The organism is Shewanella morhuae, from assembly GCF_900156405.1.
GTDB classification, from domain to species: domain Bacteria; phylum Pseudomonadota; class Gammaproteobacteria; order Enterobacterales; family Shewanellaceae; genus Shewanella; species Shewanella morhuae.
In genome coordinates this window covers 14,750-38,278 of the sequence record NZ_FTNN01000007.1, presented here as the reverse complement: position 1 = coordinate 38,278, position 23,529 = coordinate 14,750, and the positions used below count along the sequence as shown (strand labels likewise).

At 44.9% G+C, this 23,529-nt stretch carries 13 protein-coding genes; 6 read left to right on the top strand and 7 right to left on the bottom strand.

What is annotated here, in order from left to right; genetic code table 11:
- Window positions 1–1,105 precede the first annotated feature (1,105 nt).
- The 6 genes from BW947_RS09885 to aspA form a co-directional block, all read right to left on the bottom strand.
- Window positions 1,106–2,218 (bottom strand): porin, encoded by a 1,113-nt coding sequence (locus BW947_RS09885; protein WP_076499105.1) that lies wholly within the window; start codon window positions 2,216–2,218, stop codon window positions 1,106–1,108.
- Window positions 2,219–2,445: 227 nt separating this feature from the next.
- Window positions 2,446–3,171, bottom strand: a complete 726-nt coding sequence (locus BW947_RS09880; protein ID WP_076499102.1) for a fumarate reductase iron-sulfur subunit — start codon at window positions 3,169–3,171, stop codon at window positions 2,446–2,448.
- Window positions 3,168–5,177, bottom strand: a complete 2,010-nt coding sequence (locus BW947_RS09875) for a fumarate reductase flavoprotein subunit (protein ID WP_076499098.1) — start codon at window positions 5,175–5,177, stop codon at window positions 3,168–3,170. Before BW947_RS09875 ends, BW947_RS09880 begins: the two co-directional genes overlap by 4 nt.
- 157 nt (window positions 5,178–5,334) lie before the next feature.
- Window positions 5,335–6,060 (bottom strand): fumarate reductase cytochrome b subunit, encoded by a 726-nt coding sequence (locus BW947_RS09870; protein WP_076499095.1) that lies wholly within the window; start codon window positions 6,058–6,060, stop codon window positions 5,335–5,337.
- Window positions 6,061–6,197: 137 nt separating this feature from the next.
- Entirely contained in the window at window positions 6,198–7,499 is a 1,302-nt protein-coding gene (locus BW947_RS09865; RefSeq protein ID WP_076499093.1) for an anaerobic C4-dicarboxylate transporter, read from the bottom strand.
- 116 nt (window positions 7,500–7,615) lie between these two features.
- Window positions 7,616–9,058: an aspartate ammonia-lyase gene (aspA, locus tag BW947_RS09860; protein WP_076499090.1), complete on the bottom strand. Its 1,443-nt coding sequence runs from the start codon at window positions 9,056–9,058 to the stop codon at window positions 7,616–7,618.
- A gap of 552 nt (window positions 9,059–9,610) precedes the next feature.
- On the opposite strand from aspA, the gene ansB reads away from it, so the two are divergent.
- Together ansB and BW947_RS09850 are read left to right on the top strand one after the other, a co-directional pair.
- Window positions 9,611–10,669 (top strand): L-asparaginase 2, encoded by a 1,059-nt coding sequence (gene ansB / locus BW947_RS09855; protein WP_076499088.1) that lies wholly within the window; start codon window positions 9,611–9,613, stop codon window positions 10,667–10,669.
- A gap of 816 nt (window positions 10,670–11,485) precedes the next feature.
- Window positions 11,486–14,284: a M16 family metallopeptidase gene (locus BW947_RS09850; protein WP_076499456.1), complete on the top strand. Its 2,799-nt coding sequence runs from the start codon at window positions 11,486–11,488 to the stop codon at window positions 14,282–14,284.
- 271 nt (window positions 14,285–14,555) lie between these two features.
- Here BW947_RS09850 and BW947_RS09845 read toward each other — a convergent pair whose 3' ends face one another.
- Window positions 14,556–16,007 carry a LysM peptidoglycan-binding domain-containing protein gene (locus BW947_RS09845; protein ID WP_076499085.1) on the bottom strand — a complete coding sequence of 484 codons (1,452 nt, stop codon included), beginning with the start codon at window positions 16,005–16,007 and terminating at the stop codon, window positions 14,556–14,558.
- A 187-nt stretch (window positions 16,008–16,194) separates the two neighbouring features.
- Here BW947_RS09845 and BW947_RS09840 point away from each other — a divergent pair, with 187 nt between their 5' ends.
- From BW947_RS09840 to BW947_RS09825, 4 genes are all read left to right on the top strand, one after another.
- On the top strand, window positions 16,195–17,520 hold the full coding sequence (locus BW947_RS09840; RefSeq protein WP_076499082.1) for a leucine-rich repeat-containing protein kinase family protein: 1,326 nt from the start codon (window positions 16,195–16,197) through the stop codon (window positions 17,518–17,520).
- Window positions 17,521–17,817: 297 nt separating this feature from the next.
- Window positions 17,818–19,089 carry an efflux RND transporter periplasmic adaptor subunit gene (locus BW947_RS09835; RefSeq protein WP_083948165.1) on the top strand — a complete coding sequence of 424 codons (1,272 nt, stop codon included), beginning with the start codon at window positions 17,818–17,820 and terminating at the stop codon, window positions 19,087–19,089.
- Complete coding sequence (locus BW947_RS09830; RefSeq protein ID WP_076499079.1) at window positions 19,089–22,160, top strand: efflux RND transporter permease subunit; 3,072 nt, start codon at window positions 19,089–19,091, stop codon at window positions 22,158–22,160. The genes BW947_RS09835 and BW947_RS09830 overlap by 1 nt, the downstream gene beginning before the upstream one ends.
- A 311-nt stretch (window positions 22,161–22,471) precedes the next feature.
- Window positions 22,472–23,473, top strand: coding sequence for an NAD(P)H-quinone oxidoreductase (locus tag BW947_RS09825; RefSeq protein ID WP_076499077.1), 1,002 nt, complete (start codon window positions 22,472–22,474; stop codon window positions 23,471–23,473).
- The last annotated feature ends 56 nt before the right edge of the window (window positions 23,474–23,529 follow it).

Here is a 23,529-nt window from a genome sequence, read left to right as displayed (position 1 = left end):
GATGTACTAGATCAAGTGCCCAATCTATAAATGTCTGATCGTGTATGAGTCTGTGCATTCCATGTGATAGTTACATCTGTACACTTTTCGGATTTAGAACAACGTTACTTTAACTTTCACATGTGAAAGTTAGCGAGTTACAGCTTAAAACCCTGATTGAACCATCCGGCAGATCGACATGAAGGCGAAATCTTCCACCTCCACCTCCTGCTGATGCAACAAGCTGCTTCAGTCTTTGTAGGCTATCGATCGTGCAGTTATCAATGTGGCAGCCTGCATCAGCCCCGATACGTTCTAGTAACTCGATTAAATGGATATGGATTAGCTATTTTGAAGCTGTTTCCTGAGCAGAATCAACGAGATTTTGAGGTTGCTCTGCAATAATATCTTCTAGTGTTTTGCCCATCTTTTGCTCTTTTGGGGTTGAGCCGCAAAACTTTCACATGTGAAAGTTTTTCTTAGAACCTCATGTTTGGATAGTTTAACCCACTCATAAGTGAATCATCATACTTCTCATCCTATTCTTTGCTTAGGAAAACTTGTCTTTTGCACCTTAAAAGGGCAGTTACAGAGTTATATCCTTTTTGGTCCCTGTCATACTCTTTACTCACTGTCAGCGCTCGCTGGCTATAGCGGTAGCGGGCCCTAAACAGCAATACCTTACCCTCAGGAGGTTATCTCCCAAGGTACTCCTCCATAATCACAGGAGATAAGCATGGCCAACCGGGTATTCTAAGACCCAGTTGGCGTTTTGTTGATTAGGTGCTGTCGCCGAAAGTGTCAAGATGCTATCTTTACGCTCAGCGGCGAACACTCCATAGTTCTTGCTCAAATTGTTGACAATATTTGAGTTTAACTTAACAAAGTTGGCTTTTTTTACAATAAAAGGCAATTTTTTTAATAGCTTGAATGGCTTTTTGCATGCTTTATGTGAACTGCCCTTTTAATTTAGACGTATCGAAGTGTTAAGACGGTATCGTCTTAAATGAACAAAGCCACGCGAGTCGTGGCTTTGTTGTTTTTAGTCTTTATGCCGTGAAGCATGGGTTAGGTCGTTCAACTCTTTACCTCGCTTGTTCACATGATGATACGTTTGAGATAAAACCTAGAACGTATAATCAAAGTTATAACGCATGCCGATCATGATTTGGTCATTGGTGTCACGGTAGTCGTAATCGGTTTTTTGATATTCGATAAAGGTACTGAATGTGGGGGTTTTATGCCATTCAAGCGTGCTGTTGTAGGCATTATAGGTGTTAGATGTCGCATCGTTGCCACCATCATCATATTTAGACACACCTAGCTTAACTTTATAGCTTTCGTTGATGTCGTAGCTTGCTACGACGTCAAGAGTGGAGCCATCGACGTCACCTTTGTCTATATCTTGATAGGCAGCGGCGAGGTATAAAGAATTGAAGCTCTTTGCTAGGGTCACACCTATGGTATTTTCATCTACGTAGCCGATCTGTGTCTCTGGACAGGTTTTAACAGATTCGGTTAGTTCTACTCGGCATTGTTGATGTTCTTTGTTGTAATATGCGATAGCGACGTAGATAAAGTCAGTTTTGTAACGAACACCGGCGTTGACAAAGTCGCTACCACTGTTACCACCTTTATCGCCATCAAATTGTCCATCGGCCGAGAATAAGATATCGCCGAATTCTTTACGATAGGTTACTAGGTTGTTTAGTCTGAATGGGCTCGCGCTGTCATAGGCAAGAGGTGTTCCTGAGCGGTTAAATATATCGACCGGATCAGAAATAATTTCTTGGGTGACGGCTTGCTTACCGATAGCGAACCGACCAAAGAATCCTTCAATACCAACATAAGCTTTGCGTGCGTCGCCAAAGTCGCCGTCGTTTTGGATTTCGACTTTAAATTCACCTTTGGCAAAAGCAGTTAAACCATTACCAAGATCGTGCTCTGCAGCAAAACCAATCCGCGAGTTAGCGTCACCCACATCCCAATCTTCGTCTGAATTTAAGTTGCTCACCCCAAATGTAGGGCGTAAAGAACCATAAAAATTAAACTGAGTATCTGATGATGCAGGGGTTGAGGCGGTGCTTTCTTGGGTTTCTAGCGTCGCAAGTCTTTGTTGTATTTGTTGTAATTCAGCCCGTAACTCATCATTTGTCGCAGTATCATTAGCTTGAGCGGCGAATAGAGGGGCGGTAAAGCTCAGCATCATCATTGCTGCTGTTACTTTTGATAACTTCATTGATATTTCCTTACATAACAACTACTAACGCTCTACTAATGGTTTTGTTATCCATAAGGCAGTACTGCATAGTAGTAAGGATGCGCACGTTTGATTGTGCTGGGTTCGGGATCTTGCTGAAATGAAAGATCCCGCATGTCTTTACTGGTAAATAATTTTTGCCAGCCTAATTTTGGAAAATGCTTCCCCCATCCCACCAAGTGGCAGGATCGATGAAGGCGTTCGCATTAGAGTATGGTTGCGGCCATTTTCCGGCGTAGGTAAGCAATTTGCTGCATGTGCGGCAAATCTTTGGGGCAATTATCTTGGCAGCCAAGCAATGTCATACAGCCAAATACGCCGTCTTGATTACCGATAACATGGTAAAAATCATCCGCAGTACGAGCGTCTCTGCTATCCATTTCGAAGCGAGCAATTTTCATCATACCAACCGCACCGACAAAGGTTTCACGCATTTGTTTGGTGGCGCAGGCAGATACACAAACCCCGCATTCAACGCAGCGTTCTAGCTCATAAATACGTGCAGCTTCTTCGGGGGCCATTGGGTTTTCGAGGCGATGCATGTCGTGATCATCGGCTTTAGGATGCAGCCATAGTTTTAATCGTTCGGCTAATTCACGCATAAATTTACCCGTGTTAACGGATAAATCACCAATCAGTTCAAAGCCAGGTAATGGCATTAAAGTGATTTCACCATCGGGGTAATTTGCCGTTAGCGTGCGACAGGCAAGGGTTGGAAAACCATTGATCACCATGGCGCAACTGCCACAAATACCCGCGCGGCAAACAAAGTCGAATTGCAATGAGGGATCTTGTTGTTCACGCAGTTGATTGAGTGCGATAAACACTGTCATACCGGGTGTTTCAGTCAACTGATAACGCTCCATCTTCGGCTTGTCTTGGCCATCTTGTGGATCGTAACGGAAGATATTAAAGCTGATTTGACGGCTCATAATGGTTTGTTTCCTACCGGTTGAGATGGCATGGTTTTTAAAGTATCAGTGAGACGCTCGTTGCGAGGTTGCAGATGGCTTGGCAACTCAAATGGCATCAATGCGTGCTGAAGCGTGTGTCTATCAGGGTTGTCGCCTAAGCTTGCGATTACTTCATTGATCTGTTGCACGCGCTTTTCTGTGTCTGGGTGAGGGATGGTGTTATCGTTACCATAGCCTCGGTATCCCGGTGGTAATTCCATTTTCATTACATCGAGTGCTTCGTAACGCAGCACAGGTTCCAGTGACTCGGCGTCTGGCCAAGTTGCTAGTGTGCGGTTTAGCCAATCTTTATCGTTGCGTTGTGGGTAATCTTCCCGTGAATGAGCACCACGACTTTCTGTCCGAGCAGCAGCGCCGCAGGCAACAGTTAAGGCGACTCTTAACATACGGGTGACGCGTAGTGCTTCAACTAACTCTGGGTTTGAGTGGCGTTTTTTACATTTAAGCCCCAGATTTTTTGAGCGAAGAAGTAAGTCTTTTAATTCTTTAATGGCTTTGTCTAGCTCTGTGCCATTTCGGAAAATACCAACGTAGTTCATCATGATCCGTTGCATTTCTTTTTTCAGTTCAAAGGGGTTTTCGGTACCATTGCCATCAACGAGGTCATCGATTTCACTTTGTAACTTAGCGATGCATCGCTCGGTGAGTGCAGTATCGATTTCTAGGCTGTTTTGCTCACAAAAATCAGCGACATATTTACCAATAATCATGCCGCCAACTACTGTTTCAGCGACCGAGTTACCACCTAGGCGATTAAAGCCGTGCATGTCCCAACAGGCAGCTTCGCCGACACTGAACAATCCTTTGAGCTGTGGACTTTCGCCAGTGGCATTAGTGCGTACGCCGCCCATAGAATAATGCTGGGTAGGTCTTACTGGGATCCAATCTTTACAGGGGTCGATACCCAGAAAATACTCACAAATCTCTTTTACTTCGCGCAAGTTGGTTTCGATATGTTCGCGGCCTAACAGGGTGATATCTAGCCATAGATGCGGGCCGTAAGGGCTGTCAACGCCTTTACCTTTACGCATGTGCTCTGTCATGCGGCGCGAGACCACATCACGGGAGGCAAGTTCTTTTTTCTCTGGTTCGTAATCTGGCATAAAGCGGTGACCGTCTTTATCACGTAAAATACCGCCATCACCACGACACCCTTCAGTGGTCAAAATACCCGCTGGTACGATGGCGGTAGGGTGAAACTGTACCGCTTCCATGTTGCCTAAAGTGGCAACGCCGGTGTCGAGTGCTAATGCTTGACCAATACCTTCGCAGATAGTGGCGTTGGTGGATATTTCATAAATTTTACCGTAACCACCGGTGGCGATTGTGGTGGATTTAGCCACATAAGCACGTAGCTCGCCGGTGATTAAGCAGCGTGCGATTACGCCATGGCAACGCTTACCGTCATGGATTAGCGACAGCGCTTCAATACGCTCGTGTACTGGAATACCCATTGATATGGCTTGGTTATCTACCGCATACAGTAAAGAGTGACCTGTGCCATCGGCGGTATAACAGGTACGCCATTTCTTGGTGCCGCCAAAGTCACGGGCATTAATTAGGCCGTGAGCTTCTTCAGCTTCATTGAGAGTGACTTTTTGCGCGTTCATGATGACTTCACGCGGGCCAGCAGAAATCCGCGACCAAGGCACGCCCCAGTTGGTGAGTTCGCGAATTGCTTTAGGCGCGCAGTGGGTAAACATGCGCGCTACATCTTGGTCGCAGCCCCAGTCGGAGCCTTTTACTGTGTCTTGGAAATGCACATCTTCGTTGTCGCCCATGCCTTTGACTGTGTTACCAAGGCTGGCTTGCATACCGCCTTGTGCTGCGGCGGAATGTGAACGTTTTGCGGGAATTAACGATAGCACTAAGGTATCGAGTCCGCGTTCTTTGGTGGCAATGGCGACTCTCAGGCCCGCGAGTCCGGCGCCAATCACTAATGAGTCTGTATAAATAAGTTTCAAATGAGCTCCTTATCTAATTATCTAGATAACATTCATAGATTTATCATTGCGCTCCTCGGCATAAATGCGCTGCAACTATGTCTCGAGGAGGATCCGTATATTGTTTGTGTTGCCCTACAGGCTAGGTGCGCCGATAGCGCTAGCTTGTCTGTTGTTATTAATTGGGAATAAACGGTTGCACCGGCAATACTAATTCCATACCAATATTGATATAGGTCACTAGGCTTAATGTGCCTAAACATAATAAATAGACGATCAATACATGGGCTATGGTGCGGATAAGTGGGCGGTTACTGCTCACACCCCATTTTAAGATCACTCGATATAAGCCAACGATGCCGTGGAATAAAACGATTGGTAGAAACACCACGTATAAGAGCCAAGCGTTATCGTGGTAAACCCGTTCAGCCGAAAGGTGAGGGCCAATCTCTGGGTTTAAAATCATGGTTGCAAGGTGGGCTGACACTAAGAAAAAGAGTAAAAAACCAGTAATCATCTGCCAGAACCATAATTGGGTATCTTTATGTTTGATACTCGACATGAAGCCACGCATTGCACGCCATTGGCCCAGTTGTGTGGGAAAGCGGCGTAATGCGGTGGCAGCATGTATCGCAACAATCACGAGCATAATCACTGAAATGATCTTGGTTACAATCGGGAAGCCATGATCAGTCGAACTAAACATGCTGCCTTCTAAGAATTGCACCATGTGAAAGAAGGTTTCTTTCCCTAATAAAATGCTCGCCTCAAAATGCATATGAAATAAGAGGAAAACACCCAATATAAGCCCAGTTATACTTTGTAAGCAGTCTGCTTTAGCCGACCAAGCTTGCCCATACGGCCCACCATTAATGGCGGTAGGAACACGCGTTTTCGCTGACATTAATTCACTCCTTACTAGATTTGTCATAGTGTGGATACCCCTGCACTACTTCAAAACTACTCCTTGAAATACAGATTAAAAGAAGAGGGCTAAGCCATTTGTTAGCATCACCCTCGATAACTTTTGGCAATATGGCGCTATAACATCATGCCGCCAAATAGGAACGCTAATGCCACACTGGTAGCAATTGTCACGACGCCTGGAATGAGGAAAGGATGGTTAAACACCGCCTTACCAATTCGAGTTGAGCCGGTATCATCCATCTCAACAGCGGCGAGTAAGGTGGGATAAGTCGGCAGTACGAACAAAGCACTTACCGCGGCAAAAGAGGCCACTGCAGTTAAAGGACTCACGCCAATCGCTAGCGCCGCAGGCATCAATGCTTTGGTGGTCGCGCCCTGTGAATAGAGCAACATAGAAGCAAAGAACAAGGTTACCGATAATAACCAAGGCTGGCTTTGCAGTAAGTTACCAGCAAGGTCTTTGATTTCATTAATATGATTAGAAACAAAAGTATCACCCAGCCAAGCCACACCTAATACGCAAACACAGGCAGACATGCCGGATTTAAAGGTGCCAGCATTGGAGATTTCACTTGCGTCGAGTTTACAAAAAATGGTGATAGCCGCAGCAGCTGTCAGCATCAACACCATAATGGCGGCATCGCGTGGCAGAACAGGGTTAACAATTAATCCTACTTTGTCTGAAATTGCAGTGGCATAAACCATCACAGCCGCAATCGCCATAAGGAAAATCATTACTGAACGTTTAGCACCGGGTTTAATATCAATCTGGGTTTTACCGCGTGTTTTAACTAAGCCTTTAGCTAAACGATCTTGATAGATTGGATCGTCCGCAAGCTCTTTGCCCATTAAGTTAGCGATGACAGCACCAACCATACAAGCAAGAAAAGTGGATGGAATACATACGGCTAACAGCACTAAGTAATCGACACCAAAGGGATCTAAGATGCCAGAGAAAAACACTACCGCTGCTGAAATAGGTGAGGCGGTAATGGCGACCTGTGAAGCGACTACGGCGATAGATAAAGGACGAGAAGGACGAATACCTTGCTCTTTTGCGACTTCGGCAATAACAGGTAAGGTGGAGAATGCGGTGTGGCCAGTACCCGCAAAGAGTGTCATAAAGTAAGTCACAACGGGGGCCAAAAAGGTGATTTGTTTTGGATGTTTACGTAATAGTTTTTCAGCCAGTGACACTAAGTAATCCATCCCCCCCGACACTTGCATAGCTGCAATGGCGGTGATTACTGACATAATAATGAGGATCACATCAATGGGGATATTTCCCGGTTTGAGTCCTAGCCCTGCGGTCAGTATCAGTACCCCGACACCACCCGCAAAGCCGACACCCATGCTACCCATCCTAGCACCTAGATAAATCGCTCCGAGAACAATTGCTATCTCTAATATAATCATAGTGTTAACTCTTTTTTTTGTTTTTAATTACCATAGCCTAGTTCAGTGTCAGTTGTGCATAGGCTTATTGTTGAATTATTGAGTTGGGCTGGGGAGTGTTCCCCAGCCACACCTAGTTACACTTTGGTTTTGCTGATATTTTTCTTTGGCTGATATTTAGGATGCATCAGATTTTCAACAGAGAGGATGTCATCCAGTTCTTCAACTGTTAATAATCCGCGTTCGAGTACCACTTCACGGACGTTTTTACCCGTTTGAGCACAAATCTTGCCGATGATGTCACCTTCATGGTGGCCGATGTACGGGTTAAGGTAAGTCACGATACCTATAGAGTTGAGTACGTGATTCATACAGATTTCTGGGTTAGCCGTAATACCTTCAACGCATTTTTCACGCAGGGAGATACAGGCATTACCCATTAAACTGAGTGACTCAAACATCGCTTGGCCAATCACAGGCTCCATCACGTTAAGCTGTAACTGACCCGCTTCAGCGGCCATAGTAATGGTGATATCGTTACCGACAATCTTGAAGGCAACCTGATTCACCACCTCAGGGATCACAGGGTTAACCTTGGCAGGCATGATGGATGAACCCGCTTGCAGTTCAGGAAGATTAATTTCTTTAAGGCCCGTGCGTGGACCTGATGACAGTAGGCGTAGGTCATTACAAATTTTGGACATTTTAATCGCCATACGCTTAATCGCACTGTGTAACATAACGTAGGCACCGCAATCTGACGTGGCCTCGATTAAATCTTCTGCTGGTACATAAGCACGGCCAGTAATTTCTGCCAGACGTTTAATGGCAAGTAAGGAGTAACCCTCTGGTGTATTAAGACCCGTACCAATGGCTGTGGCACCTAAATTCACTTCTAACAATAATTCTTGGCAACGGGTGATAGATTTAATTTCTTCTCGCAACGTAACTGCAAAGGCATGAAACTCTTGGCCTAATGTCATAGGTACAGCATCTTGTAGCTGGGTACGGCCCATCTTTAAGATAGTTTTAAACTCTGTGGCTTTAGTTTCGAAGGCTGCGATAAGGTCAGTTAATGCATCCAGTAGGATGTCGGTGCTGTTGATGACCGCAATACGGAAACCTGTTGGATAGGCGTCGTTGGTCGATTGACACTTGTTGACGTGATCATTGGGGTTGATGATATCGTAACGGCCTTTTTCTAGGCCCATGATCTCCAGTGCAACGTTGGCTAATACCTCATTGGTATTCATATTGACTGAAGTGCCAGCTCCACCTTGATAGACATCGACCGGAAATTGATCAACAAATCGGCCTGTTGTCAGTATTAGATCGCACGCTTCAATAATTTTGTCAGCTATTTCAGGACTTATTGCGCCTAATTCGCTATTAGCCATGGCTGCCGCTTTTTTAGTTAGCATCATGCCACGGACTAATTCAGGTACATCGGAAATTTTTTGATTACTCAGCTTAAAGTTTTCGATGGCACGCAATGTGTGTATGCCGTAATAAAATTCATTGGAAACTTCTTTAGTGCCCAATAGATCTTCTTCGATCCGTACGCTATTAGTATCTTTCATTTCATCCTATCCAATCCAGTTAATAGTAAGATATATCTTCGAGTATTAATTTTTAGCTGTGTATATCAGTACGCTTAACACATTAAAAATAAAACCGAAAACATGAAGGAGAATCGTCTCCTTGACTATCGATACAAATCTTAACTCTTTAAACAAATAATAATTAGGATGATGATCACTTAACTCATTGAAATAGAGTATTTGTTTTGTTTGTTAGAGAGGCATCTCAATTCGATGATCTAGTGTGAGCTATTACTTTTTGATGCTAATTAGATAAATAATTGTTATTTGGTTAACAAATTTAAAAGGTGTATATATTAAAGCGAATTACACTCTAAATTAATCATATTGAATTTAAGGTTGGTAGCCTGGTATCTGTTTATGTTTTTTTGAAATTTATTGTTGTTTTTAATAATAACATGACGTTCTATTTAATATTGATGTTGATTTTTTTGCTGTATTATTATTTAACTTTAGTGAGAGTTATCACTGTGAGACTTAAATAATGGTGCACACTATGGCTGGGTTTACTATTAATAAAAGGATATAAGCATGAATGTTTCGATGCGTAAGATTTTACTCTCCATCAGCTTAGGGTTATTTCTCTCCTCTGCGGCGCAGGCACTGCCACAGGTACGTATTATTGCCACGGGAGGCACTATTGCGGGGGTAGGCCAATCGGCGACAGGCTCTAATTATCAGGCAGGAGAAGTGGGTGTTAATAGTTTGATTGTGGCTGTACCTGAAATAAAGCAACTCGCGGATATTCAAGGTGAGCAACTGGTTAAAATCGGTTCGCAGGACATGAATGATAAAGTGTGGCTTGCGCTTGCTAAGCGGATCAATATTTTACTGGCTGACAAAGATGTCGATGGCATAGTCATTACCCACGGCACCGATACTTTAGAAGAAACCGCTTATTTTTTAAATCTAACCGTAAAGAGTGACAAGCCCGTGGTACTGGTTGGCGCAATGCGTCCATCAACGGCGATGAGTGCCGATGGTCCGATGAATTTGTATAATGCCGTTGCGACTGCTGCTAATCTCGAATCGAAAGGTCGAGGTGTATTAGTGGTGATGAACGATATGGTGCTTAACGCTCGCGACGTCACTAAGACCAATACCACAGGAGTACACACCTTTGCTGCGCCTAACTTTGGTCCGCTTGGCGTTATCCATAACAGCAAGATTGAATACATGGGCAAAACTGAGCGCCAACATACAACTCAAACGCCTTTTGATGTTAGTAAACTTGATAAATTACCACAGGTTGGCATCGTTTATAACTATGCCAACGCCAGTGATTTACCAGCCAAAGCCATGATTGAGGCGGGTTTTGACGGTATCGTTAGCGCGGGTGTGGGTAACGGAAATATGTACCAATCAATATTTGATACGTTAGCAAAGGCGAGTCAAAAAGGTGTGTTAGTAGTGCGTTCTAGCCGAGTACCCACAGGAGCCACCACGCTGGATGCTGAGATAGATGATGCTAAATATGGTTTTGTGGCATCGGGTAATCTTAATCCACAAAAGTCTCGAATTTTATTGATGTTGTCTTTAACGCAAAGCAAAGATCCACAGCAGATCCAACGTTGGTTTCAGCAGTTTTAGCATTTCAGCTGAGTACTAATACTCAATGATATTGATGTTTTCTAGATAAGCCAGCGGCAACAACCGACTGGCTTTTTTATCGTCCGAACTTGAAAGGGATGTTGTCCTGCAAAGTTGCTATTGATTTACACATACTAAGCTGACGTTTAAATCTGCAATCACAATCTAACTTTATACATAAAAGATCTTACTCTACATCGATATGTCGATTTTAGGCCTTGTGAGATAGAAGGAGACAAGGTTTATCAAAGTTATACAAGAAAAATATAATAGAAAATGGTACCTAAAAATATCAGCTAGATTTGGCTTTTTAGAGTTTAGCAATTTAAGAACATGTAGTTTGCAGTGGCTATGCTTAATGTTTTGGAGAATAAACGTTAATTTACACAGTAAAGTTATGGATAGATATTATGAGCCTAAAAGCGGGGTCGTTATTCTATGCACTCGTATCATAGTGATCTTACTCTTAAAGAAGGTGTTATAAACTTACATCACCACGCCATGTTTAAGTTATTGATTTTAATTTAATTATTTCTGATTTGATTATGGTTCTGTTTTTGGCTAATCGGTGGTGCGCATTTGTTGGTTTATAGGGTCTTCACCTACAAAAAAGTTAGCTTATTATTGGGTATTACTATTCAGCGATTATTCACTTTCAGTACAGCATAAGGTATTGGTTTTGTGACATAAAGCTATTTTAAGTTTATATTGCCGCTTTATTTTATTTGAAACTTGGGTATGTATTTCCTAGGTTTCTTATTTGATTTTTGGGGGGAAGTGCGAATTTTAATGAATAATTTCAAGGTTATTAGTTTGATGCGTCAGTGGTTACTGCTGGCATTATTAAGTGTGGCGTTGCCGCTACAGGCGAGCGAAGAGCCGCTGTGGATGGGGACAGCTGACTTGCCAATGAGCGGGCGAGTCCATACCGGTGAACTTGCCAATGGCATGCGCTATTTATTAGTGAGCAATAAGACGCCAGAGCAGGCCGTTATAGTGCGCATGCGGGTGGACGTAGGCTCAGTGGTGGAGTCTGATACCGAGCAGGGGTTAGTGCATTTTCTTGAACACATGGCCTTTAATGGCTCGACGGGTTTGGCTGCGGGGGAGATGATCCCGACATTGCAGCGTCTTGGTCTGAGTTTTGGCGCCGATACCAATGCTGTGACTGAGTTTCAGCAGACGGTTTATCAATTCAACTTGCCAAGTAATAGCCAAGATAAAGTCGATACCGCTTTGTTTTTAATGCGCGAAATTGGCAGTAATTTATTACTCGACCCGGCGCTTATCGAGCGTGAAAAAGCTGTGGTATTGGCTGAACTGCGTGAGCGCAGCGGTGCGGATCTGGAGAATTACCGCAGTCAATTACAGTTTTTAATGCCAGATACACTGTTGTCAAAGCGCTTACCTGTGGGTGAGGCGAACAGCATCAAGAATGCTACTCGCGAGATGCTGCTGTCTTTATACCAAGGTTTTTACACGCCCTCACGCACCACCTTAATTGTGGTGGGTGATATCGAGGTAGCCGCAGTTGAACAAAAGATAAAACAGCAGTTTGCCAGTTGGCAGGCCGCGCCTTTGGCGGCGAAGGTTAAGCCGCAAGCGCTAGGCACTGTCGCAGAGCGTCAACGCGTCGATGCGGCGGCATTTTTCGATCCTAGCCTATCGACCTCGGTTTCACTCGGTATGCTCAAGCCTATGGCATACCCTGCCGACAGCCCTGCCGTGCGAGAGCAGGAAATACTGCTCGAACTCGCCCACGGCATCTTGTATCGCAGAATGGAGTCGCAGCGACTGCACAGCCAAGGTTTATCTGGCGTTAGCCTGCAGGTTGGGGATCAATTTGATATCGCCTATGGCACTCAAATGGGCTTAGGTACGCAGGAGAATAACTGGCAAGAGGGTATAGCAATATTGGAGCAAACCCTGCGCCAAGCACAAGAGTTTGGTTTTAGTCAGCAGGAAATTGACCAACAAATCAAACGTATGCACAAAGAGTATCAGCTCAGCGCAGCGGGTAGCACTACTATCCACAGTGTGAATATTGCCGAGGGGTTAGTGTATTCGGTCGCGGAAAATCGCGTGCCTGTAGAGCCTGAGTGGCTGCTGGCATTTTTTGAGAAAATACTGCCGACAGTGACGCCGCAAAAGCTAAAGCAAGTGTTTAATCAGACATGGAATGCTACGCCGTATCTGTATCTGACGAGCAATAAGCCCATTGAAAATGCTGAAAAACAGCTTATCGCTAGCTATGAGAAAAGCCGCAAACAAGCCGTGAGTGCGCCAGCATCTAAGGTTATTGACGAGTTTGCATACACTCAATTTGGCGAACAAGGCAAGTTAATCACCGATAGTCGCGATGCCGAAACGGGCATTCGCCAGCTACAGTTTGCCAATGGCGTACGCCTTAATCTTAAGCCTACTGACTTTAATAAAGGCACTACTTTGGTCAGCCTCAACATAGGCTTTGGTGAAGTGCCATTCCCTGAGTTAGATGGCTTATCTTATCTGTTTAACAGTGCGTTTGTGCAGGGTGGACTCAAGGCCCATGATTATGAAAGCCTGCAGGAGATTTTTGCTGGGCAAGATATTTCCATCAACCTAGGCGTGCGTGAGCAGAGTTTTGGCGGTGAGATCAGTACCAATGCTGCAGAACTGCGCACGCAGCTCGGTTTAATGACGGCCTTTTTGATTGAACCCGGCATGAATAAGCAGGCTGAGCAATTGTTCCGCGAGCAAGTGATTGCCGAGCAGCAAAGTCTCCATAGCAACCCGCAAACTGAGTTTTCTAATCAGTTTGCCCGCATCTCCCACAGTGGTGATAAACGTTATGGTTATGGTGAACCGGAAGAAATTTTAAAACGTCAGTTTGCAGAGCTGGCACCGAGTTTCCATTCAGCCGTCGAGCAAGGAGCAATTGAAATCGCCATAGTGGGTGATTTCGACGAAGCCAGCGCCATCGCCGCTGTGGCAGAAACCCTCGGGGCAATCAAACGCAGCCCCACTGAACATGGTCAATCGTTAGTGCCTATGTTCCCGAAAGTGCCTGCTAAGATGACGTTAACACACTATGGTCATCCAGATTCAGCAGCGCTTGCCATGGTGTGGCCAACAACTGATATGACTCACCTAAGCCAACACGCTGGACTGGGATTGTTGGAGCAAGTGCTCAGCATCCTATTAACGGAGAACGTGAGAGAAAAAGCGGGCGCGAGTTATTCACCATCGGCCTTTTCTTACAATGATCTCAATGCCAGCGGTTATGGTTATCTCGGTCTATTTAGCGTGACGACTCAAGCCATGTTGCCAACGGTTTCCGAGTATTTCACCGCTGCAGTTAACCAAGTGAAGCAGCCGCAGGGGATTAGCGAGGACTTACTTAACCGAGCCCGCCAACCAGTGCTTGAATGGATGCAAGCCGCGCCGCAGAGCAATGGTTTCTGGTTAGATTTGGCGTCAAATGCCCAGAGTTATCCCGGACGCTTTGCAGCTTTCAAACAAAGACAAGCGTTGGCGCAGAAGATGACACCGGTAGAGCTCAGTAAACTGGCACAGCAATATTTGCAAAACGAAAACAGTTTAACGATTCGAGTTCTTCCAGCCCCTTATCAGTAAATATTGGGTTTATAGAATAGTAGATTGATAATAGAGTGCTTTATCCCCTGTGGTAGTAAACTACGGGGGCTATGTTGTATTGCTTATGCCCTTCTTTGCCGATTATGTTAATAGTGCGCTTAGCATTAATTCATAAACAAGTTCGATCTTGTTTTAATGGTAGAAATAAGAAACCCATATATTTGAAATAAAAAATGCCGTTCACCTAAGGTGAACGGCATTTTAGTATCTCTAGCTGGCAGTGTTATTTTTTGATAACTGCTACTTAAGTTTATTCTATTATTTTCAACTCTTGGCCAGGCTTAATGATGCTCTTGGCATTAAGCTGGTTCCACTTCATTAAATCTGCCAGTTTAACCTTATTTTTACGAGCAATTTTATCCAACGAATCGCCAGATTTTACCTTGTAGGTTGTCGCTTTTGCCGCAGGTTTTTCAGCTGGTTTTGAGGTGGCGGCTTTAACCTTGGCTGATGATTTGCTGCTGACTTTTGTATCAGCCCTCGCGTTGGCTTTACTGCTGCTCGCTTTAGCAGGTTCAGGCTCATTGTCATTTGCGACCATCGGCGTTAATAGCGTGAGCTCTTGACCAATTTTGAGGCGGTCGGAGGTCAGGTTATTCGCTTGTTTTAATATTTTTACTGACATATCAAATTTAGCCGCAATAGAGCCTAGGCTATCGCCAGATTTGACTGTGTAGCTTTGGCTGTCATAGCGTTTTTGAGCGTAGAGTTTATCGTGATTCTCTTGATACTGGCCTATGTTTTCCAGAGGTAGAGCGATTTGGTATTTCCCTTTACTTGGGATCACTCCCTGGCGAAAGCCTGGATTATAGATTTTAAACTCTGCCTTGCTCAGTCCTGCAGCATCGGCTATCTGACCAATATCCACACCATTGGGAGCGGGAACACGATCTAAAAAGGGGCGATTATCAATCGTGGGTATTTTTAGGCCGTAATGATTTGGCGCACGAATAATTTGAATAAATGCCAGCCACTTAGGTACTGTTTGTACGCGTTTAGCTGGAATGCCCAGTGACCAAAAATCTGTAGGTTTGCCCTTGGCTTTGTTTTTGTCTATGGCGGCTTTAATTACCAGTTCGCCGGTGTTGTAGGCGGCAACTGCGTTAATCCAGTCTTTATCTAGGGTGTCGTATAAGTGCTGTAAATAGTCGAGTACGGCATCAGTAGATGCGAGTGCATCTTTACGGCCGTCGTAGGCAGAATTAATGGTTAAGCCAAAATTACGCCCAGTGGCGGGGATCATTTGCCACAGTCCAGCTGGACCATTGGCTTGAGCCAGCGGATTGTAACCACTCTCGACAATCGGTAATAACGCCAATTCTAATGGCATGTTGCGCGCTTCGAGTTGACTCACAATATAATATAAAAAAGGTTCGGCGCGTTCACCCACTTGATTCATAAATCTTTGTTTGTCATCAAAAAAATTACGCTGCTTGCGTACTTCGGCATCATCATGGACGTCAATCGTATTCGCATGTTGAATTTTTGCCCACACATCGCTGTATTGCTCAACGACTGGCGGTGGTGTTTTGGCCGCGTGTGGTGTTGCGTTGCTCAGTTCTGGCTGAACATTGTCTGTTGAGGTATTGAATTCTGTTGCTGATGGGCTTGCCGATGTTGCAGCGCAACCTGTTAGTAGGGCCATCAGCATAGTCAGCATGAGCACTGTGAAAGAGTGCGTTTGGCGAAATGGTGTCCGCATAATAGTCCTGTAATTGAGTAGCCTAGCATTCCATATTGAGGCACATGCTAATCTGTTTTCACGTTTCTGGATAGATCCACACGGTTTTGACGCCAACCCAAGACCCGTTTGGGTGCTGATATTTCGTTTAGATTTACCAGTGGATACGCTACTATAGCCGCGTTTTTTCATTGACTTGGGTAATACAGTGCAGACGTTAGCGCAATTAAGGGCAGGGCAGTTACAGGGGATCACCCGTTTACAATTGACTGAGAACTTAACTGAGTTTCCTCGGGAGATTTTTGACTTAGCCGATACGCTTGAAATTCTCGATTTGTCAAATAACCAACTGAGTACATTACCCGATGATTTACACCGTTTATCGCGCTTAAAGATCATTTTCGCTTCTAATAATCGCTTTGATCATTTGCCTGAGGCATTGGGACGCTGTGCAAATTTAGAGATGATTGGCTTTAAGGCGAATCAAATCACCACAGTTGCAGCAACAGCATTACCCTTACAAACTCGTTGGTTGATTTTAACGGATAACCAGATTGAGACGCTGCCTGCGGCTATGGGGGATTTGCATCGCTTACAAAAGCTAGCCTTAGCGGGCAATCGATTAACGACTCTGCCGGAGTCGATGGAGCATTGCCGTAACTTAGAATTAGTGCGCTTATCTGCTAATCAACTGCAAGCATTGCCCACTTGGTTACTCAGTCTGCCTAAGCTCACTTGGCTCGCCTTTGCGGGTAATCCGTTTAGCCATACATTGGTAGACCCCCATAGTGATGTGACGACCGTGGCTAACGTGACGCTGGCTGATATTAAGTTAGCAGAACAGCTTGGCGAAGGTGCGTCGGGAGTGATTTATCGCGGTGATTGGATTAATCAGGCCATGATAACCGCAACCGGTACGGCACAAATTGCGGTCAAACTTTTTAAGGGCGAAGTGACTAGCGATGGCTACCCTGCCGATGAGCTTGATTGCTGCCTTACAACTGGCGATCACCCAAGTTTGATTAAGGTTGTGGCGCATATCAGTCAAAAAGACCAGTTAGGTATAGTCATGGAGCTCATTCCTCCTGGATTTAGCAACTTAGGTTTGCCCCCTAGTTTGCAGACCTGTACCCGCGATACCTTTAAAGTCGGCACTCAATTTAGCGTGGATGAGGTCGTCAAAGTCGGCCATCAACTAGCAGATGCAATGGCGCACATGCACGCCAAACAGGTGAGTCACGGCGATGTGTATGCCCATAACATTATGGTTAATCGGCAGATGCAGTTGTTATTTGGTGATTTTGGTGCGGCGTCGAACTTAGGTAATTTATCGGCAGTAGCGCGTTTAGCGATACAGGCCATTGAAGTACGTGCGCTAGGCTGCTTGATTGAGGATCTCTTGGCCTATGTGGATACGCAAATATGCCTTGATAAGTATGCCAAGCTCGGTGCGATTAAAAGCCGGTGTATGCTGGAAGATGCTCACCAACGTCCCAGTTTTATTGAAATTAAACATCAACTTGAAAACTGTTGATTAATTGTACAATGCTGCCCACCTTACATTTGTTGGTATTTTGTTGTTTTTATTTTGCCTATGTGTGATTTAAGTTTTGGCTGTTGCCCATATGGTTAACTTATTGTTTTATTTGAATGTGTGATGGCATTTTTACTGGCGCTCACTCGGACTATGCCTATAGGCTGTATACCCAAATAATCTCAAAATGCTGAAATAGCCACTTTAGGTGATTTGGGTAAATCTTGGGTTCAATCCGGTGAGCTGCTGTCGGATAGGATGTCCGTTGAATAGTCAAAACGATAGGTTTCATTAACTATGCTTACACAACTAGCGACTACACAAGTGCGTACTGCTTGCGATATTTCATTAACACACCACTCCCATCAGGATTTAAAACCCACCTTATTCGCTCCTGTAACCTTTTTTATAACCAGTCTGCTAGCTTTAAGCTCCTTAACGGCGGTGGCGGCTGACAAGGTTGATATTATCCCGGTTACCGTAGAGGCGGTAAAAGAAACCGCCTTTGACGATACCGTGAAAGAAGTCGGTAAAATCAATGCCATCGATTCAGCCGTACTGAATTTTAGTGCCAGCGAAAAAATTAGCGCGATTCACTTTAACCATGGCGATAAGGTTAAAAAAGGGCAAATCATTGCCGAGCTAGATAACGTTAAAGCTAAGGCTGATTTAGATAAGGCCAAAAGCACGTTAGCCTTGGCTAAAACTAAGCTCGAACGCATTGAAGATTTGTTGATTAAAGAGCCGTTTGCACTTGCCAAGCAAGATGTGGATGAGCTGAGGGAAAATGTTAATCTGGCCGATGCCGATTTTAGGCAAAAGCAAGCGGTGATGAACGATTACTTGATCAAAGCTCCCTTCGATGGCCAGTTAACCAGCTTTAGTCAGTCTATTGGAAGCCAAATTGGCGCAGCGACTGCATTAGTCACCTTGTATAGCCTACATCCCGTCGAAGTCCGTTATGCCATTAGCCAGCATGATTTTGGTAAGGCGAAAAAAGGCCAAGAGGTTGATGTCACCGTGGAAGCCTACGGCGATAAAACTTTTACGGGAGTGGTGAATTATGTGGCACCCGCCGTCGACAATAATTCTGGCCGAGTGGATATTCACGCCACCCTCGAAAACCCCGAATTTAAACTTGCCCCCGGTATGTTCGCCAATATCAAACAGTACTATAGCCGTGGTATCAAACGTTTATTAGTACCGCAAAATTCGATTATTGCGAATAATGCCGAGCGCTTTGTTTGGTTAGTGCGCGGCGATAGCGCAGTCAAGCAAGTGGTTAAACTCGCGCAAAATACTAACGACGGTTACGCAGTGGTCATCGAAGGTTTAGCTATAGGCGATTTGGTCGTGAAAACTGGCATGCAAAATATTAAGTCCGATAGCCAGATCAAAGTCGTGCAAGATAAGAACTTTAAAGATAGCCAGCCTGCTTCAAAGGCTGAGTCAGCATCTAAACCCAAAGATGAGCCAATACCAGCATCAAAAGCTGACTCAAAAGCTGGTTCACACAGCAAATCAACTGCCGCGGCAAACGCGAACTCGGTGACCGAGGAGGCTGAATAATGCGTTTACCCGAAGTCTGTATCCGTCACCCTATCTTTGCCTCGGTTCTGAGTATCATGGCGATATTGCTGGGATTAATCGCCTTTCAAAAACTCGATATTCAATATTTTCCTGAGCATACTACCCACTCAGCTTCTGTTAATGCCTCGATTGCAGGAGCGAGTGCCGATTTTATGTCGAGCAATGTGGCCGATAAGCTCATTGCGGCGGCTTCGGGTATTGATAAGGTCGATACTATGTCGACCGACTGTAGCGAAGGGCGCTGCTCGTTAACGATTAAATTCAATGACGATACCAGTGATATCGAATACACCAACTTAATGAATAAGTTACGTAGCAGCGTTGAAGGGATCAACGATTTCCCCCAGAGCATGATAGATAAGCCCACAGTTACCGACGATACCTCGGCAACAGATGCTGCGAGTAATATCATCACCTTTGTCAACGCAGGCGGCATGGAAAAGCAGGCTATGTATGACTACATTAGCCAACAGTTAGTACCGCAACTTAAGCAAGTTCAAGGTGTTGGTGCTGTATGGGGGCCGTATGGTGGTTCACAAAAGGCGGTGAGAGTTTGGCTTAATCCTGAGCAAATGAAGGCGTTAAACATTAAGGCCGCCGATGTGGTGGGCACCTTAGGTGCTTATAATGCCAGTTTTACCTCGGGGGCAATTAAGGGTAAGTCGCGGGATTTCTCAATTAATCCGTTGAATCAAGTTGAAACACTGGATGATGTGAAAGATTTAGTGATCAAAGTCAGCGAGGGCAAGATTATCCGCGTGGCCGATGTTGCTGATGTGGTAATGGGTGAAGAAAGTCTGTCGCCGAGTATGTTGTCTATCGGTGGGCACAGTGCGATGTCACTGCAGATTTTGCCTTTGAGCAATGCAAACCCAGTGACAGTCGCGGTGAACATTAAGGCTGAAATTGCGCGCATGCAACAGCATTTACCCCAAGGATTAGAAATGACCTTGGCCTATAATCAGGCTGACTTTATTGAGGCTTCTATTGATGAAGGATTTTTTGCACTGATTGAGGCGGTGATTTTAGTCTCTTTGGTCGTAGTGTTATTTTTGGGCAGCCTACGAGCGGCATCAATCCCGATTATTACCATTCCTGTGTGTGTGATTGGGGTGTTTGCAGTGATGTCGGCCCTAGGTTTTAGCATCAATGTGTTGACCATTCTGGCGATTATCTTGGCCATTGGCTTAGTGGTGGACGATGCCATTGTGGTGGTTGAAAACTGTTATCGGCATATTGAAAACGGTGAAACACCCTTTAACGCGGCGATTAAAGGGTGTCAGGAGATTATCTTCCCCATCATTGCCATGACGCTAACTTTAGTGGCGGTGTATTTACCGATTGGATTGATGTCAGGGTTAACCGCTGATTTATTTAGACAATTCTCCTTTACCCTAGCCGCTGCAGTAATTATCTCTGGCATGGTAGCGCTAACATTATCACCGATGATGAGTGCGTATCTTATCAATACCACAGCGCAGCAGCCGCAATGGTTTAACCGAGTCGAAAATGCGCTACAGCAATTAAATCATTTATATATTAAAGAGCTGGAAAAGTGGTTTGCCCGTAAACGCTTAATGTTCGGTGCCGCTGTGGTGCTTGTCGGTCTTGCCGGTATCGCTTACTGGCAATTACCTAAAATACTGTTGCCTGCGGAAGATTCTGGCTTTATCGATGTGGCATCGAATGGCCCTACAGGCGTGGGGCGTCAGTATCACCTTAATCACAATGCTGAGCTTAATGGCGTGATGGATGATCATCCTGCCGTTGGCGCGAATTTGTCCTATATCGAGGGCGAACCCGTGAACCATGTGCTGCTTAAACCTTGGGGTGAACGCAGTGAAAATATCGATGATGTTATTAATGACTTGATGACTAAATCGAAGGCAAGTGTTTCTGCCTATAACATGTCCTTTAGCATTCGCTCAGCCAATAACCTCAACATTGCCAATAATCTACGTTTAGAGCTGACAACCTTAGATCGTAACAAAGATGAACTCAACGCTACTGCCGCCAAAGTGCAAAAACTACTCGAGGACTATTCTGGAGTGACTAACGTGGATAACTCTGTGCTGCGTGATCAGCTGCGCTACGATTTATCTATCGATCGCAACGCGATTATTCTTTCGGGCGTGAGTTATGGCGACGTGACAAATGCGCTTTCAACCTTCCTTGGCTCGGTAAAGGCGGCGGATTTACATGCCACAGATGGCTTTACCTATCCAATACAGGTACAAGTCAACCTAGACAAACTTAGTGATTTCAGTGTGTTGAATAAGCTTTATGTCACCTCCGAATCAGGACAAGCCTTACCTTTATCGCAATTTGTGTCGATTAAGCAAACAACGGCAGAATCTAACATTAAAACCTTTATGGGCCTTGATAGCGCCGAGCTGACGGCAGATATTATGCCCGGGTATTCTACCGACGAAATTAAAACCTACTTAGACGAGCAATTGCCATTGTTACTCAATGATGCACAAGGTTTTAAATACAATGGGGTGGTGAAGGACTTAATGGATTCACAAGCGGGCACTCAGTCGTTATTTTTGTTAGCACTGGTGTTTATCTATCTGATTTTGGCCGCGCAGTTTGAAAGCTTTGTCGATCCCTTAATCATCTTACTGACGGTACCCTTGTGTATTGTTGGCGCATTGCTGACCTTAACCTTGTTCGGCCAGAGCATGAATATCTACTCTCAAATTGGTCTACTCACCTTAGTGGGACTGGTAACAAAACACGGCATTTTGCTGGTGGAGTTTGCAAATAAGCAACAGGCTCAAGGTTTGAATGCGATTGAAGCGGCGCTCAGCAGTGCTAAATCTCGTTTAAGACCAATTTTAATGACCTCGCTGACGATGATTTTAAGTGCGATACCTTTAGCACTGGCTTCAGGACCTGGCTCCTTAGGTTTAGCCAATATTGGTTTAGTGTTAGTTGGTGGATTACTGACAGGCACTTTTTTCTCGCTATTTGTGGTGCCAGTGGCCTATGTCGCAATGGCTGAACTTAAAGAAAAAGATGTACTCGCTAAATTACGCTTAGCCTAAACCGTGTGTGGCTAAATCTAAAGAGTTTAACTCAGTTTTAACTCTGATTTAGCCACGCAGAAAGGGCTGAAAGTGATGTGGTCGGGTAAACGGCATTACTCTTGATGATATCTATTCGGTTTGCTGTGCTGATTGTTACGCCAGTGGGCTGAAATTTATCAAAAATGGGTAATAATGATGGCTATTTGGTTTGAAATTACGCTAGCTTAAGCGTATCAAGATACACATCTATCATATCGATAATTGGACTCATACGGTTAATCCATCACAATCTGTTATTAAGCAAAAGTGCCATCCTCAAAGGAGCTTTTATGTCAGCTTTACCCAGTGATTACACCCATATTCATGTTGAGCAACCCGGTAGCCCTGAGGTGATGCAGCTATCACGCTCACCTTTGCCTGTACCTGGTGCGGGCCAAGTCTTGATCCGTGTGCATGCGGCAGGGGTGAATGGGCCTGATATCAAACAAAGGGTCGGTGCTTATCCACCGCCACCAGGGGCATCGCCTATTATTGGGCTTGAGGTTGCTGGGGATATTTGTGCCCTTGGTGACGGCGTGAGCCAATGGCAAATTGGCGACAAGGTTTGTGCCTTAGTGCCGGGCGGTGGTTATGGTGAATACGTGCTCACCTATGCAGCCCATTGTTTGCCTATTCCAACTGGCTTTAGCTATGTGCAGGCCGCTGCACTGCCCGAAACCTTTTTCACCGTATGGGGCAACCTATTTATACGTGCGGGGCTAAAAGCCGGTGAAACTGTGCTGATCCACGGCGGCTCTGGCGGTATTGGCAGTACGGCAATTCAGCTAGCCAGTGCATTAGGCGCGAAGGTTATTGCCACCACAGGACATGATGAAAAACGTGACTATTGCTTGAGCCTAGGCGCTGATGAGGTGATTAACTATCGTACTCAGAACTTTGTTGAACCTGTGATGACGCTGACCCAAGATAAAGGCGTTAACGTAGTATTTGATATTGCCGGTGGCGATTTTATTAACCTCGATTTACAAGCCTTAGCGATGGACGGACGTATGGTGTCGGTGGCAATGCAGCGCGGCCCTAAGGCTGAGGTAGAAATTTTTCGGTTAATGGCAAAGCGTATTATGTGGACGGGTTCAACGCTCAGACCACAAAGTGTAGAGGCCAAAGCTGCCATCGCCGCTGAATTATTTGAAAAAGTATGGCCATTATTAAATGCCCATAAAATAGTGCCGCATATTTTTGCCACTTTTCCATTAAGTGATGCGGCTAAAGCACATGCTTTGATGGAGTCAGGTGAGCACCGTGGAAAGATCGTTTTAACCTTAGTGTGACGATAAAATAAACAGACCAGTCGATAATCACTGGTCGATTAGTGCGCGCTTTGATG

Bases quoted from the DNA above. Each gene is read 5' to 3' on its own strand.
- BW947_RS09885 (WP_076499105.1), bottom strand. From the start codon at position 2,218: ATGAAGTTATCAAAAGTAACAGCAGCAATGATGATGCTGAGCTTTACC.
- BW947_RS09880 (WP_076499102.1), bottom strand. From the start codon at position 3,171: ATGAGCCGTCAAATCAGCTTTAATATCTTCCGTTACGATCCACAAGAT.
- BW947_RS09870 (WP_076499095.1), bottom strand. From the start codon at position 6,060: ATGTCAGCGAAAACGCGTGTTCCTACCGCCATTAATGGTGGGCCGTAT.
- BW947_RS09865 (WP_076499093.1), bottom strand. From the start codon at position 7,499: ATGATTATATTAGAGATAGCAATTGTTCTCGGAGCGATTTATCTAGGT.
- aspA (WP_076499090.1), bottom strand. From the start codon at position 9,058: ATGAAAGATACTAATAGCGTACGGATCGAAGAAGATCTATTGGGCACT.
- ansB (WP_076499088.1), top strand. From the start codon at position 9,611: ATGAATGTTTCGATGCGTAAGATTTTACTCTCCATCAGCTTAGGGTTA.
- BW947_RS09850 (WP_076499456.1), top strand. From the start codon at position 11,486: ATGCGTCAGTGGTTACTGCTGGCATTATTAAGTGTGGCGTTGCCGCTA.
- BW947_RS09845 (WP_076499085.1), bottom strand. From the start codon at position 16,007: ATGCGGACACCATTTCGCCAAACGCACTCTTTCACAGTGCTCATGCTG.
- BW947_RS09835 (WP_083948165.1), top strand. From the start codon at position 17,818: ATGCTTACACAACTAGCGACTACACAAGTGCGTACTGCTTGCGATATT.
- BW947_RS09830 (WP_076499079.1), top strand. From the start codon at position 19,089: ATGCGTTTACCCGAAGTCTGTATCCGTCACCCTATCTTTGCCTCGGTT.
- BW947_RS09825 (WP_076499077.1), top strand. From the start codon at position 22,472: ATGTCAGCTTTACCCAGTGATTACACCCATATTCATGTTGAGCAACCC.